The organism is Candidatus Paceibacterota bacterium, from assembly GCA_028711505.1.
In the GTDB taxonomy this organism is placed as follows: domain Bacteria; phylum Patescibacteriota; class Minisyncoccia; order JAHISW01; family Tagabacteraceae; genus JAQTSC01.
Window position 1 is genome coordinate 67,590 of sequence record JAQTSC010000001.1, and the last position, 19,242, is coordinate 86,831.

Annotated in this window: 15 protein-coding genes and 1 tRNA gene; 15 read left to right on the forward strand and 1 reads right to left on the reverse strand. The window is 41.4% G+C overall.

Features of this window, described 5'->3' with window-relative positions; translation table 11 throughout:
* Positions 1–5 precede the first annotated feature (5 nt).
* Complete coding sequence (locus tag PHC85_00280; protein MDD5032545.1) at positions 6–1,556, reverse strand: glycosyltransferase family 39 protein; 1,551 nt, start codon at positions 1,554–1,556, stop codon at positions 6–8.
* Between the two features lie 217 nt (positions 1,557–1,773).
* Here PHC85_00280 and PHC85_00285 point away from each other — a divergent pair, with 217 nt between their 5' ends.
* The 15 genes from PHC85_00285 to PHC85_00355 all read left to right on the forward strand — a co-directional run bounded on the left by PHC85_00285 (position 1,774) and on the right by PHC85_00355 (position 19,231).
* On the forward strand, positions 1,774–2,175 hold the full coding sequence (locus tag PHC85_00285) for a hypothetical protein (GenBank protein ID MDD5032546.1): 402 nt from the start codon (positions 1,774–1,776) through the stop codon (positions 2,173–2,175).
* 16 nt (positions 2,176–2,191) lie between these two features.
* Complete coding sequence (locus tag PHC85_00290) at positions 2,192–4,636, forward strand: hypothetical protein (GenBank protein ID MDD5032547.1); 2,445 nt, start codon at positions 2,192–2,194, stop codon at positions 4,634–4,636.
* Between the two features lie 40 nt (positions 4,637–4,676).
* Complete coding sequence (locus PHC85_00295) at positions 4,677–5,171, forward strand: hypothetical protein (GenBank protein MDD5032548.1); 495 nt, start codon at positions 4,677–4,679, stop codon at positions 5,169–5,171.
* A 7-nt stretch (positions 5,172–5,178) separates the two neighbouring features.
* Positions 5,179–8,973 carry a right-handed parallel beta-helix repeat-containing protein gene (locus PHC85_00300; GenBank protein MDD5032549.1) on the forward strand — a complete coding sequence of 1,265 codons (3,795 nt, stop codon included), beginning with the start codon at positions 5,179–5,181 and terminating at the stop codon, positions 8,971–8,973.
* A 149-nt stretch (positions 8,974–9,122) separates the two neighbouring features.
* Positions 9,123–9,452 carry a cupin domain-containing protein gene (locus PHC85_00305; protein MDD5032550.1) on the forward strand — a complete coding sequence of 110 codons (330 nt, stop codon included), beginning with the start codon at positions 9,123–9,125 and terminating at the stop codon, positions 9,450–9,452.
* Positions 9,453–9,472: 20 nt separating this feature from the next.
* Positions 9,473–9,835, forward strand: a complete 363-nt coding sequence (locus tag PHC85_00310) for a cupin domain-containing protein (protein ID MDD5032551.1) — start codon at positions 9,473–9,475, stop codon at positions 9,833–9,835.
* Positions 9,825–10,202: a cupin domain-containing protein gene (locus PHC85_00315; GenBank protein MDD5032552.1), complete on the forward strand. Its 378-nt coding sequence runs from the start codon at positions 9,825–9,827 to the stop codon at positions 10,200–10,202. Before PHC85_00310 ends, PHC85_00315 begins: the two co-directional genes overlap by 11 nt.
* 380 nt (positions 10,203–10,582) lie before the next feature.
* Positions 10,583–11,980, forward strand: a complete 1,398-nt coding sequence (locus tag PHC85_00320; protein MDD5032553.1) for a FecR domain-containing protein — start codon at positions 10,583–10,585, stop codon at positions 11,978–11,980.
* A gap of 1 nt (position 11,981) precedes the next feature.
* On the forward strand, positions 11,982–13,739 hold the full coding sequence (locus tag PHC85_00325; protein ID MDD5032554.1) for an adenylate/guanylate cyclase domain-containing protein: 1,758 nt from the start codon (positions 11,982–11,984) through the stop codon (positions 13,737–13,739).
* 64 nt (positions 13,740–13,803) lie between these two features.
* Positions 13,804–14,418 carry a GtrA family protein gene (locus PHC85_00330; protein MDD5032555.1) on the forward strand — a complete coding sequence of 205 codons (615 nt, stop codon included), beginning with the start codon at positions 13,804–13,806 and terminating at the stop codon, positions 14,416–14,418.
* A 398-nt stretch (positions 14,419–14,816) separates the two neighbouring features.
* Entirely contained in the window at positions 14,817–15,878 is a 1,062-nt protein-coding gene (gene dnaX, locus PHC85_00335) for a DNA polymerase III subunit gamma/tau (GenBank protein ID MDD5032556.1), read from the forward strand.
* A gap of 334 nt (positions 15,879–16,212) precedes the next feature.
* Positions 16,213–16,371, forward strand: coding sequence for a hypothetical protein (locus PHC85_00340; protein ID MDD5032557.1), 159 nt, complete (start codon positions 16,213–16,215; stop codon positions 16,369–16,371).
* A 122-nt stretch (positions 16,372–16,493) separates the two neighbouring features.
* Positions 16,494–16,564 (forward strand) — tRNA-Gln (locus PHC85_00345).
* Between the two features lie 139 nt (positions 16,565–16,703).
* A complete protein-coding gene (locus tag PHC85_00350; protein MDD5032558.1) occupies positions 16,704–17,198 on the forward strand; it encodes a GNAT family N-acetyltransferase in 495 nt (164 codons plus the stop codon).
* A 179-nt stretch (positions 17,199–17,377) separates the two neighbouring features.
* On the forward strand, positions 17,378–19,231 hold the full coding sequence (locus PHC85_00355) for a DUF4173 domain-containing protein (protein ID MDD5032559.1): 1,854 nt from the start codon (positions 17,378–17,380) through the stop codon (positions 19,229–19,231).
* Positions 19,232–19,242 lie beyond the last annotated feature (11 nt).

Here is a 19,242-nt window from a genome sequence, read left to right on the forward strand (position 1 = left end):
TGTTTTTATTTATATAGCATTTCAAATCCCGGAAAGACGCTTATTCTAACTCCGGGTTGAATTTGTTTTACTCTGTCGCGCAGCTTGGCGTCCGACTCAAGCGAAACTATAAAACAGGAATTTTTCGTCTCGGAACATTTTATTTTTTCGAGTTCGGAAGGAAGAAGATAAGTAAAATGTTTTTCCGCTTGTCCTTTTTCGGTAAAAGAACCGGTTAAAAACATTACGGTTTGCGCCGGCATCGGGATATTTTTTACTTTTACTCCGTCAACATTAACAATCACGAATTTATCGGTCTGCGGCGGCACTTTGTTCAGGAAATTCGCTATGTCGCTTGCCCTGCCGTTAAAAGCGTAATAGGTATTTATATTATCTCCCCATCTGATGAAATATTTCGTGTAGGTTGTTGTCGCTATTGCCGCGAGAAACACAAACAGAAAAAGAATCAACTCTTTTCTTATCCTTGAAATTTGATTTTCGTATTGGGGATATTTTTCCCGCTGTTTTTTAATCCAGCCGTTTACCGTTTCCGCTGTTTTTTCAAGTCCGATTCCGGCAAAGAGCATTACCGGCGGAATAAGAATTATGGAACGCAGAGCGTGCGGAATTCCTTCGTTTGAAATTACAACCGGAAGCGCCATCACGATAAGCCACAAGAACAGAAGAAGATATTTTCTGCGGATGATTGTCCAGAAAAAGCCGATTAAAAAGAGAATTCCTACCGGCCACCATAAAGAAGGAGAACCCGCCAGATTGTGCCTCCAATTCGCGTCTCCGTAGAAGAAAAGCATGTTCGCGGTTTTTACGGAATTTATCGCCAGATTTTTCAGCGGAGCGTCTGAAGAAAAAACCGAAAGCTGGGAAGTGCGTCCAAAAAAATCAGACGGATTTTTTAGAAAATACCACCCAAGAGGAATTGCCGCGATGAACGCCCCTAAAAGAAAAACAGCTATAATTTTTTTCTGCCCGCCTTTCCAAAGTTTTATGAAAGGGAAAATCAAAAGAAGAGGCGCGGCGCGATAGGCGATGTATGAATGGAAACCGAGTCCGAAAGCGATACCCGCGAAAGCGCTTAATTTCCAGCTGTTTTTTCTTCCGGCCGCGAGCAGAAGAGCGAAAGCCCAGGTCAAGAAAAAAGGCGCCATTATGGCGCGGAATCCTATGCGCGAAAAAAGCAGATGCCAAAAACTCGTGGCGAGGATAAATGAAGAAAATAGCGCGAGGCGTTTATTTCCGGTGAGCTCCTTTGCCAGATAATAAAGCCCTAAAACTGTAAGTATTCCGAAAATTGCCGATACTCCGCGCAAAGCCCATGCTTCGTTTCCGAATATTTTTACGGACAGGGCTTGTATATTTATAAAAAACCCTTCACGCCCGTTGTTTTCGGGGTAAAACATTTTGTAATCGCCCGATTCGTTCGCTTCAAGAGCGTTGCTTCCGTTCATGGCTTCATCGGAATAAAGTCCGGGAGGGATTGATTGGATTTGCCAGAGGCGAAGAAAAGCGGCCGTTAAGATAATAAGCGACAAGAATATAAAAACGCTTTTTTTAGACATTGTTTTTTAGTTTATAAAAGCCTGGTTTAATAAATAATAGAATAGCAGAGAAAATAAAAAATTATTTTATTTTCTCTGCGTTATTTCCGCTTGCTCTTATGTACTTTATTTTAACCGAAAAAGGCTTTTATCGCCAAAGGAAGTTTTGCACACCTCTTGCCCCATTCCATTCGTTTTGTCTATTTCAGTTTGCCGTTTTTTTTGATATTATAAATTTATGGTTAATGAACCTCAGTTTGAACAAGGCATTACTCCGGAAACCGAACGGGCAAATTTGCGCGAGCGCGTTTTGTCTTCTCCCGAACAAGGCAGAGAAATCATAAAAGAATACGCCGAATTGCCGCCGGAAAAAGTTTACGCGCCGGAATACAATCTTTCGCCCGAAGAAATGGAAAAATTGGAAAGGAGGGTGATTGACGTTAATTTTGAAGAAAAAGAAAAAGTGCTTCAGGAACTTTTTAACATCGCGAGAGAAAAAGGAATTATAAACGCGGCAAAAGCCGCTTCAAAACTTCCTCCTTCGCTTCTGGATGATTTTCACGACCTTCTTGTGAGGTTTGTTCACGAAGAGCAGAATCAGGCGCAGGATGCCGGAGCTTCTCCTTCGCAAGCGGCATAAATAAAATTCAATCAAAATGGAATTTATCGCGTTCCTTTTTAGTCCTTATCCCGTTGCCGGGCTTCTTGCTTTGGCTGCGGTTTTTCTCATATATCATTTCTTGCGTTCTTCACGTGAAAAAGAGTTTTTCCGCTCTCTGGATTTTACTCTTTTCGAGATTATTTTGCCCCGTCCGGAAAAAGAAGAAGGCAAGACTTTCAAAGACGCTATCGCCGTGATGGAACAGTTTTATTCGGGCATGTCGGGTTTGAAGTCGCACTTTGCGCTTGAACTGGTTTCTCCGGCAACGGAAAACGAGACTAATTTTTACGTTTCTATGCCGAAAAGCCATGCGTCTTTTTTCGAAAAGCAATTGCATGCCGTTTTTCCTTCTGCCGAAATAAGGGAAGAAAAAACCGATTACAATATTTTTAAATACAAATATCCGACCGCGGCGGCGGAAGTCGTTTTCACCCAGCCTTCGGTTCTTCCTCTAAGAACTTACGATGAGCTTGTAAACGACCCGTTATCGGTTATCGCCAATGTTTTTTCGGATATCAAAAGAGAAAAAGAAGGCGCCGCTTTCCAGATAGTGATAAATCCTTTTGCAAAAGGATTAAAAAGCGATGTTGAAAAGTCGCTTAAGCTTTTGCAGGCGGGAGAGCCTATAAAAAAAGCGCTGGAAGGAGGGCGGGGTTTTTTTGAAGGATTTTTAGATATCATTTTCCATAACGATTCCAAGAAAGGGAATTCCGACCCCGCTTCCATGGCAAGAGGCGCGCTTTCCGCGGCGCAGGAAGCCCGTTCCGAAGTGATAAAAATTTTAACGAAGAAAATTTCCAAACCGATTATGTCCGCGAATATCCGGCTTGTGGCGTCCGGACAGACAGAGGATCGCGCTCAAAAAATACTTGAAGAAATGAAAAGCGCTTTTTCCCAGTTCAATGATCCGCGCGCCAATTCGTTTGCGTGCAAAGATGTTTCTGGCTGGGGATTGCGCAAATTTTTCTACAATTTTTCTTTCAGGCTTTTTGACAAAAAAAGAGCCCTGGTTTTAAATATCGCCGAGCTCACGGGCATTTTTCATTTTCCGACTACTTTGGCTTTGGCTCCCAGGATGAAATTCCTTAAAGCGAAAAAAGCCGAACCGCCGATAAACCTGTCCGCGAACGGAATTATTATCGGTAAAAATATTTTTCGCGACGAAGAAAAAGAAATAAAAATCGCTCCTGACGACCGCCGCCGGCATTTTTATTCCGTTGGCCAGACCGGCACCGGCAAGTCCGTTCTTATGAAAAACATGGTTGTTCAGGATATAGAAGAAGGCAGGGGCGTGTGTTTTATAGACCCTCACGGAGACGCGGTTGAAGAAATAATGGGGTTGATTCCCTTTGAAAGGTGGAACGATATCGTTTACTTTAATCCGGGTGATGCCACGCGTCCTTTCGGTATGAATATGCTGGAATTTGATTCCAAATATCCGGAGCAAAAAACTTTCATCATAAACGAACTTCTTGAAATTTTTAACAAGCTCTATGACATGAAAGCAGCCGGCGGTCCGATGTTTGAGCAGTACTTCAGAAACGCCACTTTGCTTGCCATGGAAGATAAAGACGGCACTCTGCTTGAAATTTCCCGCGTTCTTTCCGATTCGGAATTCAGGGCAAAAATGCTTTCGCGGACACAGAATCCTTTGCTTAAAAATTTCTGGACCGAGACGGCGGAAAAGGCGGGAGGCGATGCCACGCTACAGAACATGGTTCCTTACATTACGAGCAAATTTGACACATTTCTTTCAAATGAAATAATACGGCCCGTGCTTTGCCAGTCGCGTTCTTCTTTTAATTTTCGCGAAGCGATGGACAGCGGTAAAATTGTTTTGATAAATCTTTCAAAGGGAAGAATCGGCGAAACGAACGCTTATCTTTTGGGAATGGTTTTTGTCGGAAAACTTTTTATGGCGGCGATGTCTCGCGCGGACTTGCCGGAAGAAAAACGCAGAGATTTCTTTTTATATATAGACGAATTCCAAAACGTAACGACAAATTCCATTTCAATGATTTTATCCGAAGCGAGAAAATATCGCTTGTGCCTGAATATCACGCATCAATTTATCGGTCAGCTTACGGAAGACATCAAGAAAGCTGTCTTTGGAAATGTGGGTTCGTTTGCTGTCTTTAGAATAGGGAAAGACGATGCCGAATACCTCGCAAAACATTTTGAGCCGGTTTTTAACGCCGAGGATTTGATGAATATCGGAAACTATAACGCTTACGTAAAACTTTTAATAAACGGGGAGACATCGCGTCCGTTTAACATAGAAACTTACGCTCCGGCAAAAAGCGAAGAAGCCGTACGCGAAAAAACCAAAGAAGTTTCGGCAATAAAATACGGCCGGCCTTTGCGCGAAGTGGAGTCGGAGATAAATAAGAGGTATTTGCGGTTATCCGGCAGTGGAGAGGCGGAAGGCGAGATGGAATAATAATTTGTTCTAACTTTTTAATTTTGATAAAATCTTAAAAATGAGCATTTTCGGTAAAATAAAAAGTCATAAGATTTTTTGGGGAGTTGTCATTGCCCTGCTTTTTATTGTGGTTTTGGATTTGACCGCCCGGTGGTACGAAATGTATCAAGACCAGAAAAAAGTTGAAAATCTGGCAAAATCTCTGGAAGAAATGGACAGGTTGGTTTTAGAGGCGCGCGCCGCGGATAAGATTGGAGGCAAAACCCCGCAGGAAACATTGGATTTATTTATTAATGCGGTTGAAAAAGGCGATTATGAGTTGGCTAGTAAATATTTTGTGTTGGAAGAAAAAGAAAATACTAAGAAAGAATTATTGATTTTAGATGAAAAGAACAAGACAGAATGGTATTTGGCTATTTTGAAAAACGCAAAATCCGACGGAGAAATAAAAGACGGGTCTTTTAGAATGAGATCAAAATTAGAAAATCCTCCTGACTATTTAATTAATTTTTCTCAATATCCATCTGGTAATTGGAAAATAGAAAAGATTTAATCAAAATATGAAAAAGGCCATTTTGCTTTTTATCATTTTCAGCCCTTTGCTTTTCAGCCGGGCTGTTTTTGCGTATAACGACACAAATACGCACCCCGCTTTAACCGACGAAACAATAGATTTTTATAATTCAATTTCAGAAAATAAGCTCACGGACGAAGAAAAAGAATGGATTATTTCCGGCGCGGAAGGCGAAGATACCCCTCCCAGATGGACAAATCATTTTTACGACCCTGTCTATGACGAAGGTTTTACCGGTGAGCGCGGTCCTTCAAACATTATAAACGAACTCTCGGGAAAATATTCGGACGTCTGGCTTTCGGTGGAAGACGCTGTTTCCGCAAAGATCTGGTCGCAAAATCAGGAACTTCAGGCAAAATATAGGCTTTATAAAGGCAATAAAACCTGGGAAAAAGCGATTTACGAATATGTAAAAAATAATAATAAACAGGAAGCATTTTATTCATTAGGTTTTGTTTTGCATCTTTTGCAGGACATGGCAGTGCCTGATCACACAAGAAACGACAGTCATCCGCCAACCGACGGCAGTCCTTATGAAAATTATTGCGTCGGGTTTAATAGAAATAATTTCAGCATCCAAGATAAAATAAAGGGGAATCAGCCTGCTTCTTTAACTTCTCTGGATAATTATTTTGATTATTTAGCCAATTACTCAAACAAATATTTTTTTAGTAAAGATACGATAAATGACGAGAAATACGAGAACCCAAAAATTATAAAAGTTGAAGGTGATTATGGTTATGGTCCTGATAATAGAGGGAATGAATTTAAGATAGTGGGTGCTACTAGAGAAATTAAAAATGGTGAATTGAAAATTTCGTATTTTTTAAGAACCCAGGAGGAAAAAGTTTTTGAATCTTATTGGTCTCGCCTGTCCACTGAAGCCGTTCTGTCCGGAGCAGGAGTTATAGAATTATTTTTTAGCGAAGCCGAAAAAGCGAAAAATAATCAGAACCTGCTTGAAGAACCTCCTCAAGAGAAATCAGCCATCGTGAGTATTTTTATGGGCGATTTTTCTTTTGCCGGAGAATATTTCCGCATGGGAAAACTGGCCAATGGCGCAAAAGATTGGTTTTCAAATACGTTTAACAATTTTGCCAGCGCTCTTATGTCTCCGTTTTATGGAAAAAACAACTTGAATTCCGGTCTTGCTAATGTTGTTTTCTCCGAATCAAGTGAAGCCGAACCGCCAGCCCAATCCGCTTACGATGATGAAATTGAACAGCCGCAGATATTGCCTCAAATACTTCCGCAAGAAACAATTCAAGCTTTTGAAACACAGACGCAAGAAACATCCGCTGAAATTGAAGTTTTAGAAGAAATTTTGCCTGAAGCCGTAATAACAGAAGTTATACCGGAACCCGAGCAGATACCGGATTTTTTAAAAACCATTCCTATCCCGCCTATTGCTATGGGCGGTGGCGGCAGTCCTTCAGTCGGGTCAACAGTCTTGCCGCAAACAAACTCAACGCAGAATTCTTCAAACCAGCCAGAATCCTCATCTTTTGTTTCAGCCCCGCCAGAGCCTCCGGCAGACACTACTCCGCCGGACATTTCATTTGAAATTGCCGAGTGCGCCGATTCGTTTTCGGAAGAAGGATGTGTTATTGCTCCGCAGATTATTCACTTATCCTGGCAAAGCGTTGCCGGTGATATTGAAGAATTTGAACTTACAATAAACGGTACCGCGCAAGCGCTGGCTACAACTTCTACTTCAACCGAGTTCAGCGCGATTCAAGACAACGCAGCTCATTCTTTTTCAATTCGCGCGAAAGATTCGTCGGACAATTATTCGGACCCGCAATCCATTGACATTGAAATTTTTTCCGCGCCAATAGTAATAAACGAAATTGCATGGGGAGGCACTTCGGGCAGGCCGAACGATGAGTGGGTTGAACTTTACAATAAATCTTCAAGCGCGATAAATCTCGCGAATTGGACCTTGTCATCAGCCGACAGCGAACCGTACATAATTTTATCGGGAAAAATCTCTCAAAAAGGTTATTGTCTTCTTGAACGCACCGATGATAATACTATCAGTGATATAGCGGCTGATTTGATTTATACGGGAGCGTTAAACAATACCGGGGATGATCATCTGACTTTGTATTTCGCTTCAACCACAATAGACCAAACTCCTTTGGGGAATTGGCCTGCCGGAACATCGGCAGGTTTTTCAATGGAAAGATACGATTCAAAAACCAGCGGGGATAATCCTTCTAATTGGCTCACAAACGATACTCCGATAGCGAATGGTTTGGCTTCGGGCCCGGAATTTTACAAAATTGCCGGAACTCCAAAGCAAAGAAATAGCGCCAATTATCTTGTAAACAAGAATCAGAATATTTTTTCCGACATTGTCTTAAAAAAATCAGAAAGCCCGTACTTCATCGACGGCACCGTCATAAATGTTTCCGCTTCGGCTACTCTTACGATAGAACCCGGCGTTGTCATCAAATTTCATAATGACGCCGGCCTAAAAATTGACGGAAAAATTTTAGCGCAAGGGACGGAAAATGACAAAATTGTTTTTACTTCAATAATGGATGACGAATACGGCGGAGATACAAACGGAGCCGATGCGACAACAACTTTGCCTTATCCGGGAAGCTGGTTTGGCGTCGTAGTAAGCGAAACAGCTCCGGCTGGTTCAATTTTTGATTATGCTATTTTAAGATACGCAGGAAAATATTATACCGGACAAACGCAGGAACGCGCCTTGCTTGCGTCAAAAGGTTCGGTTATTACGGTTTCAAACTCTATTTTTGAATATTCAAAAGTTTACGGGCTTAAGCTTGCCGGTTCAAATTCGCTTGTGAAAAATAATATATTCAGGAATAACAATACAGCTGGCATCACTTCGCCTAAGGCCGCGCTCTACGCAGGTTCGTGCTTGCCGACCATATCCGGAAATTTGTTTGAAAAAAATAATGCGGGAATTTATCTGGCTGACGCGCCGGGAATAGTGAGCGGCAATACTTTTACGAATAATGCCGGTGATGCGATTTTATCCTTCGCTTCCGTGGGAGAATTCACGAATAACACGGCTTCCGGAAATTTAAGAAACAGCGTCAGCATTTTTGGAAACATTACCGAACCCGGAGAAAATCTTTTTTTGAAGGCCGACAATCTTGCTTATTATTTTATGCCGGGAGAAAATATTCAGGTTTCAACTTCTTCGTCTTTGACCATTGAAAAGGGAGCCGTTGTAAAAAGCGATGGAAAACCGCTTTGGGTTTATGGAAATCTTGTTATTGCGGGAGAAAATTCCGGAGATGTTATTTTCACTTCGTTTTATGACGATACCGCGGCTGGCGATTCAAACGCGGATATGGCACTAAGTTCAGCCGCTCCGGGGCAATTTGCCGGAATTGAAATTAAGACGGGCGCTTTTCTTCGGGCCAAGGGCTTTGAAATGCGATATTCCGGACACGGGAATTTTGAGGGCGGTAATTCCGCCGGTATGGAAATTTTGGGCGGAGTAGCCGATATTTCAAACGCGGTTTTTAGCCAGAATTACGCTCATGGAATTTTTGCCCAAAATTCACCCTCGCTTAAAATTTCAAACACCAGCTTTAAAAATCACACTATAACCTCGCCATACGGAGTGAAAGCCGCTTTGGCTGTTTATAGCACCATCGCTACGTTTTCAAACATTACTTTTGAAAATAACTTGATTGGTGTGATAGGGAATTCCGAATCGGTTTTTACAATAGACCCATTGGATTCTATAATTTGGACGAATAATACGGAAAATATGTTGCCCGTGGATTTATTTTGACGGGCAAGAAATCATTTTCCGCTCGTGTTCCTCTCGTACATTTTGCTTTTTTTCTTCAATAAGGCTTTTTTACGGCGCTGGACATTTTGTTTCGGCTTGCTAATATTTTTGCAGATTGACAATTTCAATTCAAAAGGAGAGGAGGGGTTATGAAGATTTCGGAATATGCGGATTTTCAGGAAGCGGTTCTTTCTTTTCAGCCGTTGGACAAAGAATTTATAAGTGTTCGCCATGAACTCGATCCTACGGAAGAAATAAGACCGCATTATCATCCTAAAGCCACGGAGTGGATTATTGTTTGCGAAGGCACTTTTGATGTTCAAATCGGGGACGAAGCGCTTACCTTTTATAGCGTTTCGCCCGGCGAGTTTTTGGTGATAGAAATTCCAAAAAAAGAGCCGCATACTTTTTACGCGCAAAAAAAGACGAAATATCATGTATATCGGGAAAGGAAGGACAGAATAATTTACTGCAAATAAAAAACAAGGAGGATCTTTGGGTGATAAAAACGGTTATAGGCGTCAAAAAATTGCCATTAACTTCCAATGTATGCAAGCAGGCTGTAAGAGAGGTCATTAATCTTAACCGGGCAAGCGTTGCCCATGTGGAAGTGCAGCCGGGAGATGCATCTCTTTTGCACAGACATAAAATCTTTACTCAGCTCTATTACATTTTGGAAGGCAGGGGCAGGATGTATGTTGGCGGACGCGGTGATTTTCCGGTGGCTAAAGACACTTTGATTTGGATAGCTCCGGGAAGGCCGCACAAATTGGAAAATACGGGCAGAAAGATTTTAAGCCATTTGGTCATCTCTATTCCCCCATTCAGTCAAACCGATGTGGAGGTAATTGATGAGCAATAAATCGTACGTCGGAAAAAGAAAAAAGGGAGGTTTTTCTGTTGCCAAAGACGGCGCTTTTATTTCTGAATTTGAATGGCCTGGCAATTCTAAGATTCGGAAAACAAGCACCACCTGCGGTCGTCTCAATCCAGGGCAAAAAGCAAAGCTTCATCGCCATGAGGTTTCCGAAGAAATGTGTTATGTGCTATCAGGTCATGGCGAGATAAAGGTGGGTGAGATTGTAGAAAAAATAGGAAAAGGTGATGTTGTCTGCATACCCGCCCGCGCTGCTCACTCGCTTAAAAACATCAGTCAAAAGAAACTTTTGAAAGTTTTAGCTTTTTATTCTCCCATGTGTACGGACGGCAGCACTACTTTTCTTGAATAGCTGAACTGTTTTAGGGTATTGACAGATTTTTATGGGTAAGTATAATAATTTTAGAATCTTAAAAAAGAAGGGAGGTGAAAAACATACTGTAAAGCGTAAGCGGCTGCAGGTCCCCGGCGGTGTTTAAATAACACTTTTCACCCATCCGGGCTGGTGTTGCCGAACCCATTTTTTGGGAGGACATTTATTATGTGTCGTTACCAAGGGCCCTTAGACTATGGCTAGCGTTTTGATTCTAGCGTCTCTTCTTTTTATGTTTTTGTGATGATGCGAGTACTCTCGCGGCGGGGTGTCCGGATTTTTCCTGGGCACCCCCTTTTTTTATTTGTTTTGGGTTTTTAAAAAGCGTAAAATTCAGAATATAGAAACAAAAGATAAAAATGAAGCATAAATTTATTTTTGGTTTTATCGCGTTTATTTTAATTTCCGCCGCTGGGGGCGCGGCTGTGCTTGTTAATCATTACAAAAAAGCAAGAATCGGGGCTTCGGAGGACGGCGGCGTCGCGCAAAATATTCAAGTTTCAAAACCATGGGTGGAAGTGTTAAAGCCGAACGTTTACGCGTCTGTTGAAAGCGGCGAAAAAAAATCTTTGCAGACCGGAGATGAAATTGATTCCGGCTATACCGTAGAGACCGACACATGGGGTTTGGCGAACATTTATTTTCCGGATGGCTCGGTGGCGCGCCTTGATTCCGGAACGCAGATTTTTTTGGAAGAAGGCGAATACAGCGATTCAGACCAAAGTCTGAAAGTAAAAATATCTTTAAGCGCCGGCAGGGTGTGGTCTAAAATAATAGAACTTGCCACACCCGATTCGCTTTGGGAAGTGAAAACAACGAATGCGGTTGCCACTGTGCGCGGCACCGCTTTCGGTTTTGAACACATAGACGGAAAATCCAGCGTCGTCGGTTCTGAAAATCAGGTGGAGCTGGCGCCGATTGACCCGGACACGAAAGAAATTTTAACCGACAAAAAAGTAATTATTTCGCCGAATAAAATAGTTGAATTGAAAAGGCAGGATTTGGGAGAAATTAAATCAGGCAAAATCGCCATCGCGGATAAAGTGAAAGAAGCAGGGCCTGAAGTTTTGGAAAAGGAATGGGTAAAACGCGCCGCGGCGTCCGATGTCGTTTTAAACGAAAAAATTAAAGAAATAAAACAAAGGGTGGAAGAAAACAGAGGCGAGGATATAAATAAGGAAGAATTGAAAAAAGAAATCAAGCAGGAAATTCGCAATGAAATCAAAAAAGACGCGATAAAACCTTTTATTCAGGAAATAGAAAAGAGGAGGATTGAGAAAGAAGAGTCAAAGCAAAAGTCAAAAGATAATATTTTGGAAAATAAAAATATTCAGAGCGAAGAGAAAAAAATTTTAAAACCTCAAACCGAAGGCGGGCAAGCGGGAACGGGCGCTGGAAACCAGGGAACAAAAGAATCTTTAAAGCCGATTAAATTATTGGTAAGACCCGCGGATTTTTCCGGTGAAATAAAAGAAGGAGAGAGAATAACTTTTCAGGCGGTGCTTATCATGGCCGACAATTCGGAAAAAATCGTTACCGAAGGCGTAAAGTGGCAAGTTCTTGGGCAAATGGGAAAAATGGAGCGGCCCGGGGTTTTTTATGCCGAGCTTGATTCGACGATTTCCGAGTTTGGGGAAGCGTCAGGCGCGGTAATAGCGGTTTGGGAAAGCGAAGACGGAACTGTAAATTTTTTGGCAAAAACGAAAATTTTTAAAGTGAGAGCCCGCGTTGAAGAAACAACTGACACCCGCGGATAATATGAAATCTAAAATATACTATTTTATTATTGCCTCGCTTGCCGGCGTTTTGGTTTGTTTTTCTTTTTATTTCGGGATTTTTTCCGGACTTGAAGTTTTTTTTGAAGATTTGTTTTTCGCGCCGAAGCCGGTGAGCGGAGATTTTGTGATTGTTTCGATTGACGACGAGTCTTTGTCGCGTATCGGTCAGTGGCCGTGGCCGCGCGAGGTTTTTGCAAAAGCTCTTCTGGAGATGGAAAAAAATACCCCGCTTGCCGCAGGGATGGACATTGTTTTTTCGGAACTTTCTTCAAATGGAGCTGAAGACGACGAAAAGCTGGCGTCTGCTTTGGGAAAAATTTCTTATCCCGTTGTCTTGGCAAGCGAAGCGCAAAATATTTTTTTAAGCCAGGACGGGACAATTACGGCTTCGGAATTTATAAAACCGCTGGATAGTTTTACAAATGAAAAAAACGTAAGTTTGGGGCATGTGAATTTGATTTTAGACAGAGATAATGTGGCGAGAAAAATCCCTTTTTTGATTTCTGAAAAAAGTCCCGAAGGAATCGAATCCCAGATGCCGTTTGCTTATGAAATTGTTAAAAAAACCGGGAAAAATATCAGCAGTGAGCGGACGCTTGAAGGCGTAAACCGCATTGTTTATTCATCTTTGCCCGGAACGATAAAAAGAATTCCTTTTTGGCGTGTTTTGGAAGGGCAGGTTTCGGGCGAATTGAAAGACAAAATTGTTTTCATTGGCGCGACGGCGCCGGATCTTCATGACGATAAACCTGTTCCGAATGCCAGGGGAAAAACGATGGCGGGTGTTGAAATACAAGCAAATGTCGCGAACATGCTTATTTTCGGTTATCGTTTGGTTCCGCTTGGCAAGTTCTATTCCTTTTTGTGGATTTTTATCAGCGCGCTGTTTCCGGTTATTTTTATTTTGTTGTTCAGGCGTTTTCTTTCCGCGCTGTCCGGTGTTTTGATTTTGGGAATTTTATATATTATTTTTTGCGCGGTCCTTTTTGACCTTGGAGTAAGCGCCAGCGTTTTGCACATAAGTTTGTCGTGGCTTCTTTCTTCCGCGGGACTTTTCGGATTCAGACATTTTTCCGGAGAAAAAGACAAACTTCAGCTTAAGCGGATTTTTTCCAAATATGTTTCCGCCGGAGTTTTGGAAGAAATTTTAAGCAATCCGAAAAAGGTCGCGCTTGGCGGAGAAGAAAAAGAAATTACGGTTTTGTTTTCCGACATAAGGGGATTTACTTCCATTTCGGAAAAAACTCCGCCGAAAGAACTTGTTAGAATTTTAAATAAATATTTTTCGGCGATGACGGAAGAAATTTTGAAACAGGGCGGAGTTTTGGATAAATATATAGGCGATGCGATAATGGCTTTTTGGGGAGCTCCTTTGGAAGAGCCGGACCAGGCGGATAACGCTTTGAGAGCGTCAAAAAACATGATGAAAAGGCTGAAAATTCTAAATGAGGAGTTTAAGGCCGCCGGAGACCCGGAAATAAACATAGGAATAGGGCTTTGTTCGGGCATGGCGGTGGTGGGAAACGTAGGTTCGGAAGAAAGGTTTGATTATACGGCGATAGGTGATACGGTGAACGCGGCTTCGCGGCTTGAAGGGCTTACGAAAGAATATCAAGTAAAAATAATTTTGAGCGAAAGCGTGAAAGCTAAGGCAAAAAACGATTATGATTTTAAATACCTCGGAGCGGCGGCGGTAAAAGGGAAAGACGAGCCGATAAAAATTTACACCGTCATTTAAATATCCACATTTTTCGCCGCCTCCGCTGTCTTATGTTTTTAAAATCGGATATAATCATTTTATTATGACTACAACAAAAAGGGATTATTTATATGCGATTATCGCCGGCGTCGCCGCGGCTTTTTTTATTTTTCCGTCTCTTAAAAATATCAAAATAGGGGGCGGGACAGCGATGTATTTTTTGCCGGTTGTTCTGCCTGTCTTGTGGATTATCGGTTTGGCTTTCGGTAAATTGATAAGCCGGTTTGTTTCGTTCGGCTATCAGTTCGCGAAATTCGTCATTGTCGGTTTTTTGAATACCGCGATTGATTTTGGCGTGTTAAATTTTTTGAGTGCCATAACCGGGCTCACCGGCGGGTTTCTTCTCGGAGGCGTAAACGTTCCCGGATTTATTCTTGCCGCCACAAACAGTTATTTCTGGAATAAGTTTTGGGTTTTCAGCCATAAGCGGTTGCCGGGAGAAAAAATCGATTACAGCGATTTTGCCAGTTTTGTGTTCGTTGTTTTGTTCGGAGTTATTGTAAACGGAGGCATAGTAATTTTGATGACGACTTACATTTCTCCGCTTTTTAATCTTTCTCCGGAAAGATGGCTGAATATCGCGAAAGTTATTGCCACAGCCTTCTCTCTTATTTGGAATTTTATCGGCTTTAAGTTGATAGTATTCGGCAAAAAATAGAGTTGACAAAGTAAGAAGTTTGTCGGGAAGATAGACGAAAGCATAATGAAGAGAAACTTTTAAAGCTTGAAGGTCGTTTCAATAGATGAAGGAACGTCGCTATAAAATAAGGCGACGCTCACAAAAACCCCGCGAATAGGCGGGGTTTTTGTGTTGTTTTGAGTAAAAAAAGAGCCCAGCACCTTTATTGGCAAAAGCCTAAAAGGTGCTGGGCGAGTCAGCAGCCGCATTCGCTGCCGCAGTTCATGGCCAAAGTTCCATGGATTATCAGCCTGTCTCTCATGTTTGTAAGCCTCCTTTCTTAGGATAGAGCAACTCTGTTTGTATTATATTACAAAATTTTGTTAAAACAAGCGGCGGGCTTTTTTTGTTGCCGTTTTTAATTTAATATAAAAACAATGACCCAAGCGCTTTATCGTAAATACAGACCGAAAAAATTCAGCGAAGTTCAAGGGCAGGAACATATCGTAAAAGTTCTTGAAGCGTCGGTAAAATCGGGACGCATTTCTCACGCCTATCTTTTCTCCGGCCCGCGCGGCACCGGCAAAACCAGTGTGGCGCGAATTCTTGCTTCGGAAATCGGATGCCACGAGTATGACCTTTTTGAAATGGACGCGGCGTCATCGCGCGGCATAGACGAAATTCGCAGCCTTCGCGAAGGCGTGCATGTTATGCCGCTGAAAGGAAAATGCAAAGTATATATAGTGGACGAAGTTCACATGCTTACAAAAGAAGCGTTTAACGCGCTTCTAAAAACACTTGAAGAACCGCCGGCTCACGCTATTTTTATGCTTGCCACGACCGAGCCCGAAAAACTTCCCGACACAATTGTTTCCCGCTGCCAGCATTTTTCGTTTAAAAAAATACCGGAAGATATTTTAGCCGAGTCCGTTTTAAAAGTCGCCAAAAAAGAAGGGTTTGAGATGGACGAGGAATCCGCAGGGCTTGTGGCGCTTTTTTCGGACGGTTCTTTCCGCGACAGCCAGGTGATGCTTGATCAGCTTTTAAGTATTGCCGATAAAAACAAAGATAAGAAAATAAGCGGCCGGGAAGCGCGGGAGATACTCTCGGCTCCTTCAAAAGACCTTATCCGCGATTTTGTTTTGGCGGTTTTGGATGCCGATACCGATAAAGGTTTTTCGGTTCTGCAAAAAATCGTTGAAAAGGGAATGGCGGTGCAGCTTTTTTTGAAATTTGTTTTAAGGGATATCCGCGCCATCTTGATGCTCAAGCTTTCTCCAAAAAGCGAAGAGCTTCTTCTGAAAATTTTGGGCAAAGATGAAATGGAATTTTTGAAATCTAAAAAAGACACTTTAAGCGTGAAAGATCTGGGCTTTACCTTATTCCTGCTTTTGGACGCTTATGACAAAACCAACCGCGCTTATTTGCCCCAGCTTCCTCTTGAATTGACTCTTGCAAAAATTCAGCTAAGGAAGCAGGGAGGGGTTGACGCTCGTTAATTTTTGTATAGAAACCGATTTTTTCTTGCTGTTTTTGCCGAAGGGGCGTTATAATTTTGGCAAGATTTTTCTTTGACAAAACTATTTTTGAAAGGAGATGTTGCTATTATGATGATTGGTTTTTGTCAGAAAAAGAATCGAAATATTCCGGACAGAAAAGTTGAACATTATTGTTTTCCCTCGGGTTGTATCCAGCTTGTCATGAAGGCGACAAATCCTAAAGAACGAATAATCAAAAGGAATTTGCGGGACAATGGTAAGAATGGAAACGGGAATAGGAATGGCAAAAACGGATGCAGATGATTTTATTTTTGCGAGAAAGGAGGGGTAGAAAATGGCGGAAGGAATTCCTTGCGTTTGTGTCGGTTGTCTGATGGCTGAAAAAGATGATTGCGACGAAGGAAAATTTGGCCTTTCTTTTAAAAACTGTACTAACGGCAAAGTGATTGAATGTGATCTGCGCATTCCCTTGCCGGAAGAAAAAGGAGCTTAGCTAGTTTAGATGAAAAACAAAAAACAAAAGTCTTTCACGGCGTTCTTGCCATGAAAGACTTTTTCGTTTTTAATTAGAAGGAAGGGGAAAAATAATAATAAAAACTAATTTGACCCTAAACCTGCGGGGTCGTCTAGCGGTAGGACATCGCCCTTTGGAGGCGAGTACCTTGGTTCGAATCCAAGCCCCGCAGGTTTGCGGTCAAATTGTCGCGGGATCGCCTGCCTGCCGGCAGGCAGGTCTAGCGGTAGGACATCGCCCTTTGGAGGCGAGTATCTTGGTTCGAATCCAAGTTCGATTTCTTTTCTGTAAATCGAATTGGCAAATAAAACATGAAAAATAATATCATTTTTAGAAAAGCAGAAATAAAAGATTTAAAAGACATCCTCAAATTAAATTTTGAATTATTCAAGAAAGAGCATAAAAAATTTGATAAGAGTTTGAATTTGGAATGGACATACAAAAATGGAAGAAAATATTTTAAGGATCGCGTTACTAAAAAAGATGGTTTTGTGGAAGTTGTAAAAAACAATGATAAAACAGTCGGCTATCTGTGCGGCGGTATTTCAGAATTCTTGCCCTATCGAAAAAGGGCCAGATATGCAGAATTGGAAAATATGTTTATAGCAAAAGAATTCAGAGGAAAGAATTTGGGCGCCAAATTAACAAAAGATTTTATAAATTGGTGCAAGAAAAGTAAAATTGATTATATCTCCGTAAGAGCTTCTAGCCTAAATAAACCGGCATTGGGATTTTATAGAATTTTAGGGTTCAAAGACTACGATACTATTTTAGAAATGAGATTGCTGAAAAGAAAAATTAAATAAATGACCTATCGTGGGTTCGAACCGAATTTGAAAAATTAAAGCGAGTATTTTCAATGATTTCTCAGAAAAAGTTCAAATAGGCTCTCTCCGCCAATTAGGAATTTTAGGGGGCTGTAGTCAGAAACTTTTGTCGGGCGCAAAGGCTTATATAGGAAAAGAGAAATCTCAAAACTTATGCCATGAGTCAATCAAACGCCAATAACTTCGCGGAAAAGTTTTCAAAAAATACCATAATCAAGCTCTTCGCATGCGTCGGGCTTGCCGTTTTTTGGGTGGTGTTTCTTTGGAATTTTTGGGATAGGGAAGTATATGCTTTGGGCATCAACGCCCTTGTTTTTTTTGCGTTATTCCTCGGATTTTTTATTTGGGTCCTTTTTGAAAAAGGCAGATGCTTGAAGAAGGATACTCTTTGGATTGTCCCGTTATCGTTGATGATTGTCAGCTTTTTTTTGTATGATAATCCGTTTGTGAAAGTTGTGACATTGCTTGTCGGCCCTGTTTCTTTTTTCGTTTTTTATAACTATTCCTTTTTGAAAGACAGGAGGGAAAAATCGTGGAATTTATCTTTCGCGCTGAGTTTGTTTATTGGACGCCTAGTGGCAATTTTCGGCAATATCGGCAAGTCGGCTATTTTGTATTTAGAGTTTATAATCCCGGCAAACGAGAAATATAAAAAGATTATTGCCAGAATACTTATAGGGTTTGTTTTTTTTGTGATCATCTCGCTTGCCGTTTTGATCCCCTTGCTGTCTTCGGCAGATGCGGTTTTTGCTCACTCCGTCAAAGCGGTTTATGATTGGGCAACAAAAATCATATCGCTACCGTTTGCGAAAAAGCTGTTTTTTGCAGCCATTCTTTCCGTAATTTTTTTAGCAGCGGTGATTACATGGGAAAAGGAATTTGATTATAACAAAAAAGAAAAAGAAACTTTTCCAATAGATTCCATTATTGCCGGTATTGTGCTTGGAGGCATCCTGATAGTGTATTTGCTTTTTTTGTGGATACAAATCGGTCATTTATGGGTCGGTTCATTGCCGTTTGATTTTAAAACTACTGAAAATTTGGTAAAAAGCGGTTTTTGGCAGCTGTTGGTTTTGACGTTTCTTAATATTTTTATTTACTTTTTCATCTATAAAAAGACTTCATTGTTTGTGCAGAAAATTTTACTTGCATTTACCGCGGCTTCATTATTGCTTCTTGTTTCAGCGGGATACCGCATGGGTCTATATGTGATTTTTTACGGATTTAGTTATGAGAAATTTTTTGCCTCATATACGGTATTATTTTGCGCGTTGCTTTTTTTCTGGCTATTATTGAGATTAGTTGTTGATAAAAAAACAGATATTCTTAAAACGGCGGTTGTTCTGTTTATTTGGATGTACGGGGTGATGACGGTTTTCCCCGTAGAACAGTTTATTTTTCGTTCAAACATAGCGCTCTCGCATCGTGAAGATTCGCGCATTAAACTCTCGGAACTTTCCATGCTTTCGCCGGATGTGCTGGGATTGGTAAAAAGATATGAAGCGGCGGGTGTTTTGAAAAAAGAAACGTTTGATTGGACGCCTTGGATAGAAAGCCAGGAGAAAAAAGTTGCTGATAAAAAGTGGTACGAGCGCAATGCGATGAACCTGCTTTATCTGGCAAATAAAACTGAAACAGAAAATAATTTGGTCGGCGGCGACAAAGACGTTTACGGCTGTATCGGTTCTGCCGGCTACTCGTGGTGTGAAGCAAAACAAAAATGTATCAGAAGTTGGGAAGAATATTGTACGATAACAACGCCAAAGAAAGTTGTTTTCGCTTGCGACGGCTCAAAAACAATCACTGCCACGTTTTATATTGGCGACGATAAATTTGTTGATTTGGAATTAAGCGATGGCAAAAAACTTTCCGTGCCGCGTGCCATATCCGCTTCCGGCGCGCGATACACTAAAGCCGACGAGACTTTTGTTTTTTGGAACAAAGGAGATACGGCGTTCATAACCGAGGGCGCGGATAGCGTTGAAACTTATTCAAACTGCAATCTTCAATAAGATAAAAAAAT

Coding starts and splice junctions, on each gene's coding strand:
- PHC85_00280 (MDD5032545.1), bottom strand. CDS start 1,556: ATGTCTAAAAAAAGCGTTTTTATATTCTTGTCGCTTATTATCTTAACG.
- PHC85_00285 (MDD5032546.1), top strand. CDS start 1,774: ATGGTTAATGAACCTCAGTTTGAACAAGGCATTACTCCGGAAACCGAA.
- PHC85_00290 (MDD5032547.1), top strand. CDS start 2,192: ATGGAATTTATCGCGTTCCTTTTTAGTCCTTATCCCGTTGCCGGGCTT.
- PHC85_00295 (MDD5032548.1), top strand. CDS start 4,677: ATGAGCATTTTCGGTAAAATAAAAAGTCATAAGATTTTTTGGGGAGTT.
- PHC85_00300 (MDD5032549.1), top strand. CDS start 5,179: ATGAAAAAGGCCATTTTGCTTTTTATCATTTTCAGCCCTTTGCTTTTC.
- PHC85_00305 (MDD5032550.1), top strand. CDS start 9,123: ATGAAGATTTCGGAATATGCGGATTTTCAGGAAGCGGTTCTTTCTTTT.
- PHC85_00315 (MDD5032552.1), top strand. CDS start 9,825: ATGAGCAATAAATCGTACGTCGGAAAAAGAAAAAAGGGAGGTTTTTCT.
- PHC85_00320 (MDD5032553.1), top strand. CDS start 10,583: ATGAAGCATAAATTTATTTTTGGTTTTATCGCGTTTATTTTAATTTCC.
- PHC85_00325 (MDD5032554.1), top strand. CDS start 11,982: ATGAAATCTAAAATATACTATTTTATTATTGCCTCGCTTGCCGGCGTT.
- PHC85_00330 (MDD5032555.1), top strand. CDS start 13,804: ATGACTACAACAAAAAGGGATTATTTATATGCGATTATCGCCGGCGTC.
- dnaX (MDD5032556.1), top strand. CDS start 14,817: ATGACCCAAGCGCTTTATCGTAAATACAGACCGAAAAAATTCAGCGAA.
- PHC85_00340 (MDD5032557.1), top strand. CDS start 16,213: ATGGCGGAAGGAATTCCTTGCGTTTGTGTCGGTTGTCTGATGGCTGAA.
- PHC85_00350 (MDD5032558.1), top strand. CDS start 16,704: ATGAAAAATAATATCATTTTTAGAAAAGCAGAAATAAAAGATTTAAAA.
- PHC85_00355 (MDD5032559.1), top strand. CDS start 17,378: ATGAGTCAATCAAACGCCAATAACTTCGCGGAAAAGTTTTCAAAAAAT.